The organism is Desulfocicer niacini (assembly GCF_054657595.1).
Genome location: NZ_BAAHYK010000072.1, coordinates 1 through 17,736, shown reverse-complemented (window position 1 = coordinate 17,736; position 17,736 = coordinate 1). Strand labels below are relative to the sequence as shown.

The following is a 17,736-nucleotide window of genomic DNA, read 5'->3' as shown; positions in this document are numbered from 1 at the left end:
GGATTGAGTATAATATCCGCGAGCCATTGTGAATCTGTAAACAATAGGTCAATGAAATGTTGAAAATTCATATATGTCAACTTTAGATGTTTTGGAATACCAGGATATTTTAGAATTGGTTTGCAAAGCTTCCTGCCAATCCCTTTTTCTCATATCAAATTCTATTATAGTTTTCTTACCTTCTAAAAAGGACCCTGTATAAACATCCTTATTCGCTTCTGTCACAGAGGACTCAAAGTGGGTTTTTATTGTAATTCCCATAATTCTCTCGCATCAATTAACAGGTGGGTGCCGTTGATCATGAAGGAAGTTGGGTTCTGTGTGGATTTATGTCAAGATGGTGCTGTGCAAAAAGTGGGACACACCCTTAATAGAGCTTTGCATTAACTTAATATTATCGTTTCAATTTCATATTCATCAGAACCATCTGCCCTGGTCAGAATATAGAATCCCAGTACAAAGAGGTTAAATGTAAAATCGATGACACCATGGATGAATTGAACGGTCTTGCTTCCAATCTCTTCAAGAATTTTGTTATTAGCCGCTTGGGTTGGTCCGCCTTCATTTTTTTGTTGTGTAGTCATTTTTGATTACCTCCAATAAAAAGTGAAATTGCCTGGAGCTAATTCAGGTAGTGTTTCAGTAACAGTTTTAAGTTTGGATGGTATTGCCGGTAAGAATTCAAATTACGGTTATGAATCTGAATTACCGTTTATTCATGACGCTACTATACTATGAGACAAAGGTATACTATGGTGGGATGAAAAATCGGAGATAAAAATTAAATACACGTTGAGCTGTGAAATTGACATAAGAACTTAAAGGCTTTTGCCAAAAACTGCCACGTGATATGGGCATGTAATCGTCTGAAATAAAAGAATAAATGGCGGAAGTGCATGGGAATCGAACCCACCCGGGACGGTTTTAGCGCCCCACATCGGATTTGAAGTCCGAGGGCCCCACCAGTGAGCCGCGCACTTCCACAAAAAGCGATGATGTTTTCTATACCCAATGTGCTTTGATTGTCAAGCCTTTTGTGGATTATGGGAGGGATATTGCTGCAGAATCGGCTGGTAGCCATCGGTCCACTTCTTTGGTGGAGGGCTTGGTATAAAAAACAGTGTTATTTTTATTGATGTAGTGTAGCATTTCAGCTATGTTATTATTCAAAACGCAAAGGGTTAAAACATGCCTCCAAAAATCCTTTTTTTAAAATCACACTCCTGTCAAGCAAAAATGACAATAAACCTTTTTTTCAGTCCTGAACAATTACAACAGTATTTCATATAGAAGCGCCATGTCGGCGGAGCGCCGACACAAGAAAAAGTGCTAAAGGGGAAAAACATGGATTTTAAAAAAAATATTGTATGGATTTTTCGCATCCTTCAAAAAGGCTTATTTTTTACTATCGTTTTGTTTCTAATAGACCTGTGCACACACACCCCGGACGTTAGAGCCAACCCGTCGGATAATATATTGCGCTTCGGATACCATGTCAGCCAGATGGGAAATTTCGATCCCCATCTGACAACAGCCTCCCAGGACCGGATCCTGGCAGACCTTGTTTTCAACGGTCTCTTAAGGTATGTGCCGGGACAGGCAGATAAAATTGAACCGGACCTGGCAATCAAGATGCCGACATTCCATATGGAAAAAGGGAAACAGGTATGTCGCATTGAACTGAAACGGGGAGTCATGTTTCACCCAAGTCCCGGCATTCCATCCCATGAATTGACAGCAGAGGATGTGGTCTATTCCCTGAACAAATCAGCAGATATGAAACACTCTGCCTATGCCAGCAATTATGCAGGCATGACAGTTCACAAAAACGGACGATACGCCATCGAAATCACAATAAATCCTCCACTGTCAACGCTTTTATTCTTTTCTAAACTGACAAATTATGGTGGTGGATTTATTGTCAGTAAAAAAGCGGTAACAACAATGGGATTTAAAGAGTTCGCCAAACACCCTGTGGGTACAGGCCCCTTTGCTTTCAAACAATACCTGCCTGGCAATAAGGTGGATCTGACTGCCCATAAAAATTATTTTAGAGGAACTCCGAAACTTAAGGGGATAGAATTTCACCTGATAACCGATCTGCAAGATCGGGAGGAGGCATTTCGCAATGGAAAAATGGACATCATCACAGGTTCCGGTGAAAAGGGATGGATCAAGTCAATTGAAACCCTGGAAAACATAAAAATCGATACCCACGGAGTCGGCGAAGTAAATACCATTTTTCTAAATACCCGGGTAAAACCCATGGATGATATCCGGGTCCGCAGGGCAGTTGCATATGCCCTGAACCGTGACGATTTCCTGCGGAAAACATCTCCACTTATTTCAGGCCCTGTTTTTTCCCCGGTACCAGAGCTGTTCATGCCAGGTGGACTGTCACAAATAGATGTCTGCCAACTAGGCCTTGATTATCCCCAGAATCTCAAAAAAGCAAAAGAACTTCTTACCCAGGCCGGATATCCGGAAGGATTTTGCCTGGACTTGGTTACATCTGAAAAACGCCTCTTTCAAGTGAATTATCAGATTTTAAAAAAACAACTTGCACAGGTTGGCATCAACTGCCGGATTAAGGTGGTGTCCCACAGGGATATGCACAAAAGCATCAGGGATTTACAACACCCCCAACTCATTGTGATCTACGTTGCATGGCGGCCCAATGCAGATGCATACCTTTCCCAGTTTTTTCACTCACACTTCATTCCCTCTGTGTGGGAAAAAGCAGGCACTAATTTTGCCTATTATGATAAAATTGATCAATTGATTGATGCTGCAAGGATTGAAATCCATTCGGAAAAACAAATCCATCTCTGGAGCCAGGCCCAGATCAGAATTCTCAATGACATGGCCGCCCTGCCGATTATGTATACACTTCAAATGTATGTCCGAAAAGCCTGGCTTGATTATGGGCATCCCCTTGAATCGAGCATGGCATTGTATCCTCAGTTCACAGAAAAAACCTGTTTTGTAAAAGAGTAAAAAATCGTTCAAAGCCCAGGCCTCTTTCATTTCTACTTTGCACTTTCATTGGGTAAATACCCATATCCCATGCTCGTCTTTAAAAAGTGTAAAGTACTTTTGAGAACATATGAAGGATTCCAAAACGCATGGATTTTATTTTTTTCTGAATTCAGGTTTTGTCATGGCAAAATCAATTGATCCGTGATGAGGCAGAAAAAGGTATTCTGCATTGAGGTAAACAGCCATCCAAGGTGATTGAGACAGGACCCACAAAGAGCAATCCGCCACCGATGGCCGGGAAACCAAGTGAACTCATCCGATGGCCGCCCCGTCACCACACACCCCTTTGCCCGCTTAAAACAAATAGTTTCAAAGACCAGGCCATATGGATTGGCAAACACATGGCGGGGCCCGCCCAGTTGAATAAAAATTTCTGACAAATGAGTAATTATATTACCACATACGCTGCAGCGAATATGAAGATCATCCTCTTCTCCTTCCCTAAGGTCATTTTGTATTTTCAGCACCGGAGACAGATTTTTATGTTCATCTGGAGGGCCCTTTGATAAAAGGTTGAAAAACTGGCTGTGGCTTATTTTTTTCATAGATTATAATTTTATCAGAGCCTGCATGTAAATTCAATCAACGGGCAAAAAACTTCCCCAGCCCTCTGCCAATACAAAAAACTTGAATATTGGGTTTGACGAATATTTATTTCAACATTACTTTTCATTGGCACAAAAAAGAAAGGGCTTGCTCACAAGATGGGCCACCCGTCAAAATTGGCGGGCCAATGGGATCAGGCTATTTGGCATCAGGGGCTGCATTTTTTGACAAGTAGCTGTGTAAAAAAAATTTAAAGCAAAAACGTCAATAACGCAAGGCTGACCGCTCCCCATGACCAAGCCCAAAATAAAATTAACCATACAAACAGGGCAATCCTTTTGAAATCGGAGCTGATGGCTGTGCAGCAAACTAAAATATACTATGTGGATGGACATTTTGTTGAGGCGGACAAGGCAGTTATTCCCGTGGATGACCTTGCCATTTTAAGGGGACTTGGTGTGTGTGACCTCATGAGAACCCTTGGTGGCGTACCCTATTTTCTGGATGAGCATATTTTGCGAATTGAAAGATCTGCCCGAAAAATTGGTCTGATTCTGCCCTGGTCTGGAGAAACCATTAAACAAATTGTCCTTGAAACCCTGGAGCGAAATCCCGGTATGGACGAGAGCAATATCCGGGTAATTATCACTGGGGGCTCCAGCACCGACTTCATGACCCCCCAGGGCAACCCCAGACTTATTGTGATGGTGACGCAAATTCCCCGCATCCCGGACGTATGGTACACCCAGGGGGTAAAGGTGATCACCACATTATCGGAGCGATCCATTCCCGGAGCGAAGAGTATCTCGTACATTGCCGCAACCCTTGCATTAAAAAAAGCCCGGGAGCAAGGTGCCATGGAAGCGCTTTTGGTAGACCGGGACGGCTACATTCCGGAGGGAACCACCAGCAATCTGTTTGCATTCATAGACAATACACTGGTAACGGCAAATACAGGGGTGCTTGAAGGCATCACAAGGAAAGTGGTTCTCTCCCTTGCCCAAAAAATATTTCCGATTGAATTCAGAACCCTTCACAAGGACGAACTTCTCAAAGCCGGGGAGGTGTTTATCTCCGGTACCAACAAAGGCATTGTTCCGGTGGTGCAGATTAACGATACAATCCTCGGTAATGGACGGCCTGGTAAAAATACCCTTTCAATCATCAAAGCCCTGGCAGATCAACAGTCAGGGTTTAAACAATCAGGGGATAGCAGATCCGATATTTTGTCCACAAATCCCATGCCGAAAAGCTCCTCATAGACACGTTCCCGGGAGGTGGCCGCATTGGCGAGCACACCCACAAGGGTATCCACATAATCATATACCATGGCCTTCTCCTTACCTGGAGAAGGCCTTAAAATCCTGCCAAGGCACTGCATAAGCCTGCCGCTGAAACGAATGGGGGTGGTTAAAAAAAGGCTGGACAGCTGGGGAAGATCAAATCCTTCGGACAAAAGTGCAATTGTTGAAATAAGTATGGCAGAGGGACTTTTTATTAAAGACTTTACGATGTCTTCTCGCTCTTTAGGGGGAGTGCTGCCGGTGAGCACAACAGACGGCCTGCCAAAATCTGTTTCAAGGATTTGAGAAAGCTCATGGCAATGCTCTCGACGATCGGATAATACAAGCTTGATCCCGTCGTTCTGATCATCAGCGATATCATTGCATATCAGCTGATTTCGATGCCTGTCCTGGGAAAGCTCCTTCAGCATAAGGCTGTAATATCGGGTGGGATCGGTGGTGGTTTCAAATTGTGTCTGACGCTGTATCACATGGGGCTTTATCAGATTACCTTCCTTAAACAGGCGCTCCCGGGGCACCTGATGACGCTGTTCACCCAGATGAAAATAAATTGATGCGGTCAATCTGTCTCGTCGCCAGGGGGTAGCTGATAACCCCGTGAAAAATTTTGCATCAAATTTTGTTATGACATCGGTAAAGGTCCTGGCAGGACATTTATGGCATTCGTCCACAATAACATGCCCCACCTGATTCACGATGTCGGTCCATTTGTTCTTAAGTGTCTGCACAAGTCCCACCGTAACGATTTTTCCCGGTCTTAGTTTTCCACCTCCCATGATACCCACCTCATCAACGGGAATAACAAGAAATTGTTCAATGGCTTTTACCCACTGGTTCAAGAGCTCCCTTGTGTGGACAATGATGAGAGCCGGCTGCTGCTGACGGGCAATGATGGAAAGAGCCATGACTGTCTTTCCACTGCCGGTGGGGGCTGAAAGGGTGCCGTGGGTATGGCGGATCATTTCTGATACCGCACGTTCCTGATAATCTCTGAGGAGGCCTTTAAACTTATAATCCACCGATGCCAGGGTCCGACGATGGTCTTTTACCTCCACATTTTCCCCATACTGTCTGCAGATCCGGTAGGCACGGTCAGAAAATCCCCGAGGCAACAGAAGATCTCCATGTTCATCATTGATGTAAAAGGTGAGATTTTCAGGAATATTGGCCGTGTAGCGGCCCATTCTCCGGGCATCTTCGTATTTTGGATTATATAAAGTCAGTTGCTGTTTAATGGCGTTTGCTGTTTGCGCTTTCAACCCTTGCAAGGTGACTTGGTTTTTTAATATAAAATTCAATAAAGCTGATCCTCTCTTTTACTGTTCTGTGATGCGTAACCATAACGATTGATTATATTTGTAATTACATCTCAAACAAAAAAACAATTTTGTATTTATAAGATTTTATACAATAAAATCAGGATGAAAGACAGATTGCAACGGCTGTGTGAAATCCCCATGGAAGACGGAAAAATTCTTGATCCTGATCGACTCACCATTAAAATTGCCAAGGCTATCCGGAAGAACAGATATCGAAAATTTCAGCGAAATGAATGCGGATCTGATTGTCATGGGTACCCATGAAAAAGGGGTTTCCCACACCTTTCTGGGAACCGTGGCAAAACGGGTACTGCAACGATCCAGAACGCCTGCACTCATTGTCCCCCTGAGCAAAAAATGGGGATAATCGCAATCACCGGCATTTGGAAAGGACGAATTCCATCGTCCACCAAATGGCCGGTCCCCTTTTTTAGCGCCGAGAAGCACGTCCTGATTAATTATCCAGTATTTTGCGAATAGTTTTCGCCAGCACAGATATTTCAAAGGGTTTCATTAAACAGGCCTCAGCCCTTACTGCATCCAGATTTTCCAGCCGGGAACTGTATCCGGTGCAGATAATGGCTTTGACGTCAGGCTTTATTTCACGCAACTGTTTAATGAACTGATCCCCAGTCATCTCGGGCATGGTCATGTCAGTGATGACCAGATGGAAGGCTTCCGGATTTTTTCTGAAAAAGTCCAGGGCCTTCTTGGGATTGGTTTCCGTGACGGGGTGATAGCCCAGGCGTTTTAAAATTTGTTCCTCCAGTTTTATAATGTGCACATCATCGTCCACAAGGAGAATGGTTTCATTGCCTGTTTTAACACTGTTCACCGGTTCAGATTTTGGGGGATCCATGGTCTTGCCCCGGGGGAAATAACATTCACAGCTGGTTCCTTCATTTATTCTGCTGTAAATTTTAATCATTCCATCATGGGCTTTCATAATGCCATGGACCACGGAAAGCCCCATGCCAGAGCCTTTATCAATGGGCTTGGTGGTAAAAAAAGGATCAAAAATATCATCAATAATTTCTTCGGCAATCCCCTCCCCTGTGTCTGAGACAGTCAAACGAACATATTCACCTGGCATAATGCAAAGGCTCTGGGAGCGAAGAGGTTTGGAAATAAAAACATTTTCCAGTTTAATGGAAAGTTTTCCCCCGGTGGACTCCATAGCATGGGCGGCATTGTTACAAAGGTTGATCAGAATCTGATGAATCTGGGTGGGATCGCCAATAACAGGATGACAATCTTTTTGAATTTTTTCCTTAAACTGTATGTTACTGGGAAGGGAGGCCCGGAGAAAGGTGATGGCATTCTTAACGATTTTATCCATTTTCAGGGTCTGCATGGGGTGTTCATCCCTTCTACTGAAACTTAAAAGCTGGGCAACAATTTTTTTACCCCGCAGGCTTGCCACTTTAATCTCATCAAAAAAATGGTGAAGGGATTCATCCCGGGGAATATCGGCAATGGCAAGTTCGGCATTGCCAAGAATTACCCCCAGAATATTATTGAACTCGTGTGCAACCCCCCCGGAAAGAGTTCCCACCGCCTCCATTTTATGGGCCTGGAAAAGCTCTTTTTCCAGGTTTTTCCGCAGGGTGATATCTTGAATAACACCGTTTATCTTTAAGGGATTTCCTTTTTGATCCCCCTCCAGTTCGGCAATCGTTATAACGCACTTTGGTTTTCCCGTATCCCGGGCAAAAATCTTAAACTCCAATTGATGGGTATCTTCTTTCTCAACCTGTTCCATTATCGTTTTATGCACTTTTTTCTTTTCCGGTATACAGCCTTCCACCTCAGCCACAGAAAAGAAATCTTTTTCCGGATCAAATCCAAAAATGCGTTTGGTTTCTTTGGATGCCCAGAATGTTTCTGTGGCAAAATGATATTCCCAGTTTCCCACCTTACCCAGAGCCTGGGCTTTTTCATATCTTTTTTCGTTGAGCTCCAGGGCCTCCAGTGTCTGTCGTCTGACCTCAACCATCTGATTGGCGGCCACGGCGATATTCCTGAATTCATCAAATGTCAGAGAATCGGGTTCAATATATACCGATGTCAGAGAGGCTTTTTCAAAAAAATCAGAAAAGGTTTTAATGCCGTGGTGAACCTTCTGTGCCAGATGCCTTACCCATAAATAACTCAACAGGGACATCATAAGGAAAAGGAAAAGACTTGTGGCGGATTTTTTCTTGAAATCTGCGTACAATGCATTTTTCCGGAACAAAATAGTGCTGTCAATGGCATCAATATAAATGCCTGCGCCGATGATCCATTTCCATCCGGGGACATTGTGTACATAAACAAGTTTGGGGGAGGGAATATCTGAATCAAGCTTTGGCCAAGCATACCTCACAAATCCCTCCCCTGAAGTTCTTGCCACCCGGTCCATTTCCTGAATGACCTTAACCCCATCAGGGTCGGTGAGATCCCAGATACTTTTCCCCCCCCGGGTAACCTTACCATTGGTGAACAACGGGTACCCCCCATAAACACTGCCGAAAAAATATCCGTCCTTTCCAAATCGCATTTTGGAAATACGAGTTAGTACATCGCTCTGGATTTCTGTTTCTATGTCGTCCAAGTAGATGCCCGTACCAATGCCCCATGCATAGGGCTTGAAAAATTTTACAAAGGCAATCTTTTCAAAATCATGTGTTTTTTCATCAGGCTTTGTCCAAGCATACCTGTAAAATCCCTGGATATCCCGATGCAAAATCTCGATCATATCCCTTACCACAAACCGGCCATGGGGGTCCTGAATGGGCAACATATTAGTGCCCTCCAGTTCGGGACGGTCTGGGAAAAGAACTTCAATGCCATCCATGGTAAAGGCAAAATAATACCCGGTGCCATTGCCGAAGCGAATGGTGCGCAGGGCATCCAGAATCATTTTTTTTATTTCCGGATCTGGTCGATGACCCTTATTTTCCTGATAGATATTCGTTGCAATAGCATGGGCTTCTTCAACCCGCTGTTGAATATTCTCTTTCAACCGGGCTTCGGTCTGGTTTTCCATGTACTCAATATAATCAAGTACATTTGTCACCTGATTTCTAAGGAATTCCTTCTGGGTATCAACATATTGTGTTCTCAACCGCTGGGATTCGATGTTAAAGGCGGCGTATTCATTGTATATCCAGAACAGATATAATGAACCTGTGGCCGTAAATATGACGGCAATCATATTGCGCAGAAGAAGTTTCCTAATGGTTATCATGCAATATTTCCTTAATTTTCAACTTACGGCAAGATTTACCCCCATCTTGTGTGAAAAAAAGCGGGGCCTGGTAACACAAGCCCGGTTATCCGGGAAGAATGCTCAGGATTTTCGCACTGGTTGTACGTTTTTATCAGTGCGGTAATCACGCCAATAAATATTCCGAAGATATCCATTAGAAGAAAAAAAAGCAACTGATATCAAAATTATGGGGTTGAACACAATTTTGTCCAGACATCACAATTGGCTGGCCAATATTGTGTGCAAGCCCTTATTTTCCTAAGCAATTTTACGTTGCAGTATTTTAAATTCTTTATCCACCTGCTCTTGAATACCCCTTCGATCTTCCGGTGTAAGGTGTTTAAAGCGAGACTGAAGATTGAGATACGCATCCACTGGTAAGGCCCCCAGTTCATTTATGGTATAGGAGATGCCTTCTTCAACTTCGTACAGGGGAAACATATTACACCGGGTGGCAAGACGGGCAATTTTAACGGCGTATTCCGATGGTGCCCCCCACCCTGTGGTACAGGTGGCATAGATATGAATAAATCGGGTGCCGCCCTTTAAATCCCTTGCCTTTTTAAATTTACGCATAAGATCTTCGGGGTAGGCAATGTTAGCCGTGGCGGCATAGGAAACCCCATGGGCCGCCATGATTTCAATCATGTTTTTTTTCCGGGTCTTTTTCCAGCCCTGGCCTGGTGTGGTGGTGGTGCGGGACCCGTAGGGGGTAGAGGAACTTCTTTGTACTCCGGTGTTCATATAGGCTTCATTGTCATAACACACAAAAATGATGTCATCATTTCGTTCGGCTGCCCCGGAAAGTGCTTGAATGCCGATGTCAAAGGTGCCACCGTCCCCGGCCCAGGCCACCACCGTTGTTTTAGTGTCTCCTTTCATATCAAGTCCGGCCCGCACTCCGCTTGCGGTGACCGCCGCCGAAGGAAAGGCCGTATGAAGGATGGGTACCTTTAAGGACGACATTGGATGGGGGCCGGCAATGATGGCCCAGCAGCAGGCGGGGATCACCAGGATGGTATCCTTTCCCAGGGCTTTTAAGGCCAGGTTCATGGCAATGCTGGCACCGCATCCGGGACAGCTCATGTTTCCAGGTTCTGCAAAATCCACCTCGGGTACATTAAATTTTTGCATATATAAAATTCCTGTAAAATAAAATTGGGATCATAAAATTGTGATCAGGCTTGGCTTATGGGCGTTTTGACGGTGTCTGACTGTATGGCCTTGTCAACAAAAGTATCCAAAATCCATGGGCCCCACATTTGGATATGGCATATTCAGATGCAATCCGGCTTTACTCATGCTCCCGGGGGGTCATCCCCAGCCATTCACATCCGGCTGGGGGCACTTGCCTGTCCCGGGTTTTAAAATAAACCTCTGAAATGATCTCCGGGGTGATATCCCGTCCCCCAAGTCCTGCAATATAATTAAACACCACAGGCCCCTGGGACAGAGGTTGCAATGCCCCCTTAATCTCCTGAGCAAAAATGCCGCCGGAGCCAAAGGAAAAATTACGATCCAGCACCGCCACTTTCCGGGCATTCTTCAAGGCCCGGGCAATACGTTTTCCCGGAAATGGACGGAAGGTTTTGATTTTTAAGATACCAAATCGTTCCCCCTGATTTTCAAGATCCATCTGCACCTGCCGGGCCGTACTGGTGGTGGACCCCGTGGTGACCAGTATGATATCGGCATCCTGGCAGTTAATCTCCTCAATCATCCCATACCTACGATGGAAAAAGGCTTCAAATTCATCTTCCACAGAGTTATATATATCAAGGGTATGTTCCATGGCCTGATGAATGCTTTCTCTCATCTCCATGTACACCGCAGGAGGGGCCATCTGAAACAGGGAAAAGGGATTGTCCGGATCAAGGGCAATACGAGGTTCGTAGGACGGCAGAAAATCATCCACAAGCCCCTGTTCCGGAATGTCAACCGGTTCAAAGGTGTGGGAAACAAAAAAAGCATCAATAACCACCATTACCGGCAGATTCACAAGCTCTGCCAGGCGAAAGGCAAAAAGAGTCGTATCCATGGCCTCCTGGCCGTTTTCGCAGTACAGCTGTATCCATCCGGTGTCTCGCTGGGCAAGGGAATCGCTCTGGTCCATCCAGATGTTCCATCCCGGTCCCAGGGCACGGTTTACCTCCCCAAGGACAATGGGAAGCCTGGCACCGGCCGCCCAGTGAAGCATTTCGTGCATCAGGGCAAGACCATGGGACGAGGTGGCGGTGAAGGTGCGAACCCCGGTACTTGCCGCCCCGACAACGGCGGCCATGGCCGAGTGTTCACTTTCCACGGGAATAAACTTTGCCTTCATTTCACCACTGGCACAATATTCAGAAATGGCCTCAATGATGTGGGTCTGGGGGGTAATGGGGTATCCTGAGACCACTTCCACCCGGGCAAGTTTCACCGCTTCAGAAATGGCATGACTGCCTTCAATGACCTGCTTCATTTTTCCTCCTCCATGGTGATGGCGTTCCTTGGGCACTCCACGGAACAAACCCCGCAGCCCTTACAATAATCCAGATCAATCACCTTTCTACCGTTTTGCCGTGTGATGGAAATTTCCGGACAGAAGATCCGGCAATTTTCGCATTCATTGCAGAATCCGCATTGATAACAGCGATTGGCTTCTGCCAGGGCTTGTTTTTCCGTATAGGTTTTTTCCACCTCATCAAAGGTGGTCACCGCCGTTTCCGGCATCATATGTTCGGGATCAATACGGGGAATAGAGATAAAATAATCCCGGTTAATTTCACCTTCCATCACCACATGGCCTGCATTATCTTTTCTCTTTCCCTTGAGATATATTTCCATGGACAGGGCATCGGCCTTCCCCACCCGGCAGGTATCCAAGGTTTCTCCGACCTTGTTGATACCATCTTGAAAAAATACGGCAAGGGCAAGGGCCGCCTCTTTACCCGATGCAATGGCATGGGTGACACTCTGAACGGGATTGACACAATCGCCCCCATAAACAAAAGGAATCTCTTTTAAATCAAATTTAATATTGGCAAAAGTGGTATTCATATCCGTGCCTGCCGGTTTCCAGGCCCCATGGAGGGCGGCACCAATGCCCGAATAAATGTCGTTAAACACCATGGTTTCCATGGTATCGTCAACGGGGATAACCCGGGTGCGGCCATCGGTGCCTTTTTCGGCCACCGGTGTCATGGTCACCACATTTAACTCAAGTCCCCGGGCAGTTTTTTTAACAGCCACCGGAGATTTCAGTTCCCGTATTTCAACGCCTTCCTTTTGGGCTTCCAGGATTTCTTCTTCAAAGGCGGGCATCTCCTGTTTTCGACGGCGATACACAATAATAGGATCGGCCCCCAGGCGTTTCAGGGATCTTGCCACGTCAATGGCGGTGTTGCCGCCACCGATCACGGCCACCCTGCCCTTTTGGGGGGAGACGGTGCCGCGCTGGATATCCATTAAAAGCTGCAGACCCTCCTTTACATGAGTTTCTCCATCAATGCCCATGGTAAGCGGTATGGAAAGACCGGGGCTTATGAAAACCCCATCAAAATCATCCTGGGCTTTGGAGAAAAAGGTTTCATCAAGGATATGGTTGTAATGGATTTTAATGCCCAGCTTAAGGATATTGTCTATTTCATGGTTCAGCACCGGTTTGGGAAGCCGATGGGCCGGAATACCCCACTGCATGACACCACCCGCCCTGTCCGTGGATTCAAATATGTCGCAGGCAATACCCAGCCGGGTTAGAAAATACGCCGCCGACAGACCGGCGGGACCGGCCCCCAGAATGGCAACCTTTTTCCCGGTGGCGGGAACAGACGGGGCATCCAGGGGGAAATCTGCCGCCATGGCCCTGTCACCCACATAACGTTCCATGCATCGAATGCCCACGGCCCGGTCCTGCCCTTTACGATTGCAGGCGGTTTCACAGGTATGAAAACAAACCCTGCCGCAGGTGGCCGGAAAGGGATTTTCTTTTATAAATGATCGGTATGCTCCGCGCACATCACCGTTTGTCAGGCGCATGACCACTTCCGGAATATAATTGCCTGCAGGGCAGGCGGCACTGCAGGGAGCGGTTTTATTTTCATACACCGGCCGGGCAAATCGCCAGGAACCGGTCTTGTTTATTCTGGAACTTTCATAGGATTTTGATATATAAAGCGATACATTGTTTTTCAATCGCTGAGTTTCCGGTTTTTCTTTCACAACTGCTTGGGATTCCATTGAACCTCCCTTATTTTGCTCCTGAAATGCCATGAGAACTGGGTCAAAAACGATGTCAAACCTGACTACCTCGTTGCCCACCAAGATATGATGGGTGGTCAAGCGTATGCCCAAGCACTCAAGTAGACAAGGTTTTCACCGAATCATAGGCCTGTCTGGCGGCTGCCACATTTTGCTCCTGCTTCACCGGCACTTCCTTTAATATGGCCTTTTCAATGTATTTCATGTCCGGCATAGCCATCACCCGGGAAAAGGCACCCAGCATGGCTGTGTTGATGATGGGGCGGGTCCGGCTGCCCAGACCATTGTTCAGGGCCACGGCAGCGGCATCCACCACAGCCACCCTGAAATCTTTAAAGGGGTCCATGTCTTCCGGCGCTTCCGGGGCATTTATCAGGATGATGGCATTTTTTTTAAGTCCCCGGGTGACATCAATGGCCGTCAGAAGCTTACTGTCCATGACCACCAGATGATCCGGGGTATAGACATTGCTTCTTACCAGAATATCAGCTTCGGAAATCCTCAGAAAAGCTTCAACCGGTGCCCCCCGTCGTTCAACCCCGAACAGGGGAAAGGTTTGTACCTGGTATCCGGAATCAAAAAAAGCCTTAGCCAGGGAAATGGAGGCCAGCACTGTGCCCTGCCCTCCCCGTCCATGGAACCTTATTTCAAGCATACTGGGTATCTCCTTTTGCAAGCCAGCTCTTTAGCTGTTTTTTCAGCCATTAAATTATTACTCAATTTTCAGTAAAAAAACGGGCTTGGTCATAAAGATGGACCACCTACCCCTCCCCAGTATGGGCCATCTTGTAACCAAGCCCAAACAAGTAAAGTATCGCTGTAGCGATTCGTTAGGGCCTGATCACAACATCAATCACTCCTGGGGAGCGTGATTACCACCCTGATGTTTAATATGATCAAACTGATTTGTTATCGTCAAAAAAACTATTGCTAATTAAGAGTACTGTCAAGACAAAAATCAGCATTCCCTCCCATAACACGCCCATACTGTCCTGAAAGACTATCGGCTTCTGTGATCAGGGCATTCTTATAATTTGTGTTTGGTGAAAAGAAGTGATACCCTCATTTTTGTTTTAAAGTCAGGTAACTGGCCGATAAAGAATATGCCGGAATGCGAATGCCAAAAGGCAGTTGTACTATTTGACATAAATAGCTTTACCCAGAGGAGAAAAGACGAATGTCAAAATCAGAAGATTCAAAAAAAGATGTGAAGAAGAAACCACAGAAAACAGCCAAGGAAAAAAAACAGGCAAAGCAGGAAAAAAAGAAGAATAAATAGATGTCGTTATTTTGTCTGGTTTTATGGGGGTGAGGTCAAGTGCTAAAACAAACACATGACCTTGTTCCCATAAAACCTTCGTGAAAAAATCGGGCCTGAAGGCATAAGGAAAACGCCCACTGAAATTCTGGTTTTAAACTTGCTGTCTTTTCAAGTGTCAGACCAGTCCAGAATCACTTTGCCCGCCTGGCCGCTGTTCATCACATCAAACCCCTTCTGGAATTCGTCCATGGAAAATCGGTGGGTGATCACCGGGGTGATGTTGAGCCCGGACTGTAAAAGGTTAATCATTTTATACCAGGTTTCAAACATCTCCCTGCCGTAAACACCCTTGAGGGTGAGACTTTTAAAAATCAGAAGATCCGTGTTCAATAAGGGTTTATTGGAAAATATACCCAGCATGGCGATCTTGCCGCCATGATTCATGTTTTCCAGCATCTGGTCAAAGGCAGACACCACACCGGACATTTCCATGCCAATGTCAAACCCCTCAAGCATGCCCAGTTCTTTTTGAATATCCTTAAGGTTTTCCCGGTTAATATTCACCGTACGGGTGGCCCCTAATTTTTTTGCCAAGTCCAGACGATAATCATTTACATCGGTGATCACAACGTGCCTTGCACCTATTTTTCCGGCAATGGCAGCTGCCATGATACCGATGGGGCCCGCCCCGGTGATAAGCACATCCTCCCCCACCAGATCATAGGAAAGGGCGGTATGAGCCGCATTACCGAAGGGGTCCATGATGGCGGCCACATCATCCTCCAGCCACTCGGGAATGGGATAGACGTTTATCTCCGGAATCACCAGAAATTCAGTAAAACAGCCAATGCGGTTCACCCCCACCCCATGGGTATCAATACATAGATGACGTTTACCTGCCCGGCAATTACGGCAGATTCCACAAGTTAGATGCCCTTCCCCTGACACACGCTGACCCGGCTGGAAATTTTTTACCCCCTCTCCCACTGCCACTACTTCTCCCACAAATTCATGACCGATGACCATGGGGGGGGTGATGGTCTTTCGGGACCAGGCATCCCAGTTGTAAATATGCAGATCTGTTCCACAAATGGCAGTTTTTTTTATTTTAATCAGAACTTCCCCGGGACCATGCGTAGGTTCCGGTACTGTCTGGAGCCATAGACCCGGTTCTGGTTTTGCTTTTATGATTGCTTTCATTTTATGTCCTGTTTGTTTTCAGTACTCAGCAGATGGAGACTGGGTATCAATCAGGTGCTGGGTTCTGGATTTTGGATGTTGGGTTTTCGAACATCAATAATTGTATTCCTTTATTTAATAACGCCCAGTTGACGTCCAACTTTTTCAAATGCGGCAACCGCTTTATCAATGTGTGTCTTGTCATGGGCTGCTGACATCTGGGTGCGGATACGGGCCTGTCCCCGGGGTACCACTGGAAAAGAAAAACCCACCACATAAATACCTTCTTTCAGCATACCCTGTGCCATTTTGCTGGCAAGGACAGCATCTCCAAGCATCACAGGAATAATGGCATGGTCTCCTGGTACCAGATTAAAGCCCAGTTTTTCCATTTCAGCTCTGAAATAGTTACTGTTCTCTTTTAATTTACGACGCAGATCATCGCCTTGTTTGAGTAACTCAATGATTTTCAGAGAGGCCGCCGCAATGGTGGGGGCCAGGGTGTTGGAAAAAAGATAGGGCCGAGAGCGTTGTCGAAGCCATGCAATGATTTCTTTTCGCCCGCTGGTATAGCCACCGGATGCGCCGCCCAATGCCTTACCAAAGGTACCGGTGATGATATCCACGCGCTCCTGTACCCCGCAATATTCAGGGGTACCACCCCCTTTTTCACCCACAAATCCCACGGCATGGGAGTCATCCACCATTACCAGGGCATCGTATGCATCAGCCAGATCACAGATTGCTTTAAGATTGGCGATGGTGCCGTCCATAGAGAAAACCCCGTCGGTGGTTATGAGAATGTGACGACATCCCTGATCCCTGGCCGCCTTAAGCTGCACATTAAGATCTGCCATATTATTATTTTCATACCGGAACCGTTTGGCCTTGCAAAGGCGGACACCGTCAATGATACTGGCATGGTTCAGTGCATCGCTGATAATGGCATCCTCCGCCTGAAACAAAGTTTCAAACAGACCGCCATTGGCATCAAAGCACGAAGAGTAAAGAATGGTATCTTCGGTGTGCAGAAAATTGCTGATGGCCTTTTCCAGAGTTTTATGCACGGACTGGGTACCACAGATGAACCGCACCGATGCCATGCCAAACCCCCAGATATCAATGCCTTCCTTTGCTGCAGCCATTACTTCGGGGTTGTTGGCAAGTCCTAGGTAATTATTTGCACAGAAATTAATCACTTGTTCTCCCCCGGCAACGGTGATGAGCGCCTGCTGCTGGGAGGTGATGACTCGTTCTTCCTTGTACAGACCTTCGTTTTTTAACTCTTCCATCTGTAGGACGAGATCGTTTAGAAATGCTTGTCCCATGGTTTCTCCTTTTTTCGGTATCCAGAGTTAAGTTTGTAATGCAATCAATTGTCAAAAGTATAAAGTTTGATAAAAAACTCAGACTTCAACAACATAAGCCTGACCCCATTGGTTCGCAAATTATGACGCATGGTCCATTCTATGATCAAGAACTAATTTATGCTTTTCCATAAGTTTGTACCAGAGACAAAATCCGTTGCGCCCCTAGTACAGAGCAAGCGCTCAATAAACCCCATATTCTCAAGGAACCCAAACGCTGAGAGAATAAGAC

The 17,736-nt window shown here is 46.0% G+C and carries 13 protein-coding genes and 1 tRNA gene; 3 read left to right on the top strand and 11 right to left on the bottom strand.

Translation table 11 applies throughout. From position 1 onward, the window contains the following. Positions 1-48: 48 nt before the first annotated feature. The 3 genes from ACYQ2M_RS23260 to ACYQ2M_RS23250 form a co-directional block, all read right to left on the bottom strand. On the bottom strand, positions 49-261 hold the full coding sequence (locus ACYQ2M_RS23260) for a hypothetical protein (protein ID WP_459918792.1): 213 nt from the start codon (positions 259-261) through the stop codon (positions 49-51). Positions 262-383: 122 nt separating this feature from the next. Next, positions 384-584: a hypothetical protein gene (locus ACYQ2M_RS23255; RefSeq protein ID WP_459918791.1), complete on the bottom strand. Its 201-nt coding sequence runs from the start codon at positions 582-584 to the stop codon at positions 384-386. Between the two features lie 300 nt (positions 585-884). Continuing rightward, positions 885-982 (bottom strand) — tRNA-Sec (locus tag ACYQ2M_RS23250). A 362-nt stretch (positions 983-1,344) separates the two neighbouring features. On the opposite strand from ACYQ2M_RS23250, the gene ACYQ2M_RS23245 reads away from it, so the two are divergent. Continuing rightward, complete coding sequence (locus tag ACYQ2M_RS23245; protein WP_459918790.1) at positions 1,345-2,997, top strand: ABC transporter substrate-binding protein; 1,653 nt, start codon at positions 1,345-1,347, stop codon at positions 2,995-2,997. A 947-nt stretch (positions 2,998-3,944) separates the two neighbouring features. Next, positions 3,945-4,847 (top strand): aminotransferase class IV, encoded by a 903-nt coding sequence (locus tag ACYQ2M_RS23240; RefSeq protein ID WP_459918789.1) that lies wholly within the window; start codon positions 3,945-3,947, stop codon positions 4,845-4,847. Here ACYQ2M_RS23240 and ACYQ2M_RS23235 read toward each other — a convergent pair. After that, the gene (locus ACYQ2M_RS23235; protein WP_459918788.1) at positions 4,766-6,187 is read right to left on the bottom strand and encodes a DEAD/DEAH box helicase; all 1,422 of its coding nucleotides are present in this window, start codon (positions 6,185-6,187) and stop codon (positions 4,766-4,768) included. The genes ACYQ2M_RS23240 and ACYQ2M_RS23235 overlap by 82 nt on opposite strands. A gap of 178 nt (positions 6,188-6,365) precedes the next feature. Here ACYQ2M_RS23235 and ACYQ2M_RS23230 point away from each other — a divergent pair, with 178 nt between their 5' ends. Continuing rightward, positions 6,366-6,575, top strand: a complete 210-nt coding sequence (locus ACYQ2M_RS23230; protein WP_459918787.1) for a universal stress protein — start codon at positions 6,366-6,368, stop codon at positions 6,573-6,575. Positions 6,576-6,662: 87 nt separating this feature from the next. On the opposite strand, the gene ACYQ2M_RS23225 is transcribed toward ACYQ2M_RS23230, so the two are convergent. The 7 genes from ACYQ2M_RS23225 to ACYQ2M_RS23195 all read right to left on the bottom strand — a co-directional run bounded on the left by ACYQ2M_RS23225 (position 6,663) and on the right by ACYQ2M_RS23195 (position 17,465). Beyond that, on the bottom strand, positions 6,663-9,437 hold the full coding sequence (locus tag ACYQ2M_RS23225; protein ID WP_459918786.1) for a cache domain-containing protein: 2,775 nt from the start codon (positions 9,435-9,437) through the stop codon (positions 6,663-6,665). Between the two features lie 279 nt (positions 9,438-9,716). Beyond that, positions 9,717-10,592 carry a thiamine pyrophosphate-dependent enzyme gene (locus ACYQ2M_RS23220; protein WP_459918785.1) on the bottom strand — a complete coding sequence of 292 codons (876 nt, stop codon included), beginning with the start codon at positions 10,590-10,592 and terminating at the stop codon, positions 9,717-9,719. A gap of 160 nt (positions 10,593-10,752) precedes the next feature. After that, entirely contained in the window at positions 10,753-11,919 is a 1,167-nt protein-coding gene (locus tag ACYQ2M_RS23215; protein WP_459918784.1) for a transketolase C-terminal domain-containing protein, read from the bottom strand. Then, positions 11,916-13,676: an FAD-dependent oxidoreductase gene (locus ACYQ2M_RS23210; protein WP_459918783.1), complete on the bottom strand. Its 1,761-nt coding sequence runs from the start codon at positions 13,674-13,676 to the stop codon at positions 11,916-11,918. Before ACYQ2M_RS23210 ends, ACYQ2M_RS23215 begins: the two co-directional genes overlap by 4 nt. Before the next feature lie 118 nt (positions 13,677-13,794). After that, positions 13,795-14,352 (bottom strand): 2-oxoacid:acceptor oxidoreductase family protein, encoded by a 558-nt coding sequence (locus ACYQ2M_RS23205; RefSeq protein ID WP_459918782.1) that lies wholly within the window; start codon positions 14,350-14,352, stop codon positions 13,795-13,797. Between the two features lie 774 nt (positions 14,353-15,126). Then, positions 15,127-16,158 (bottom strand): L-threonine 3-dehydrogenase, encoded by a 1,032-nt coding sequence (tdh, locus tag ACYQ2M_RS23200; RefSeq protein ID WP_459918781.1) that lies wholly within the window; start codon positions 16,156-16,158, stop codon positions 15,127-15,129. 110 nt (positions 16,159-16,268) lie between these two features. Next, a complete protein-coding gene (locus tag ACYQ2M_RS23195) occupies positions 16,269-17,465 on the bottom strand; it encodes a glycine C-acetyltransferase (RefSeq protein ID WP_459918780.1) in 1,197 nt (398 codons plus the stop codon). Between the last annotated feature and the right edge of the window lie 271 nt (positions 17,466-17,736).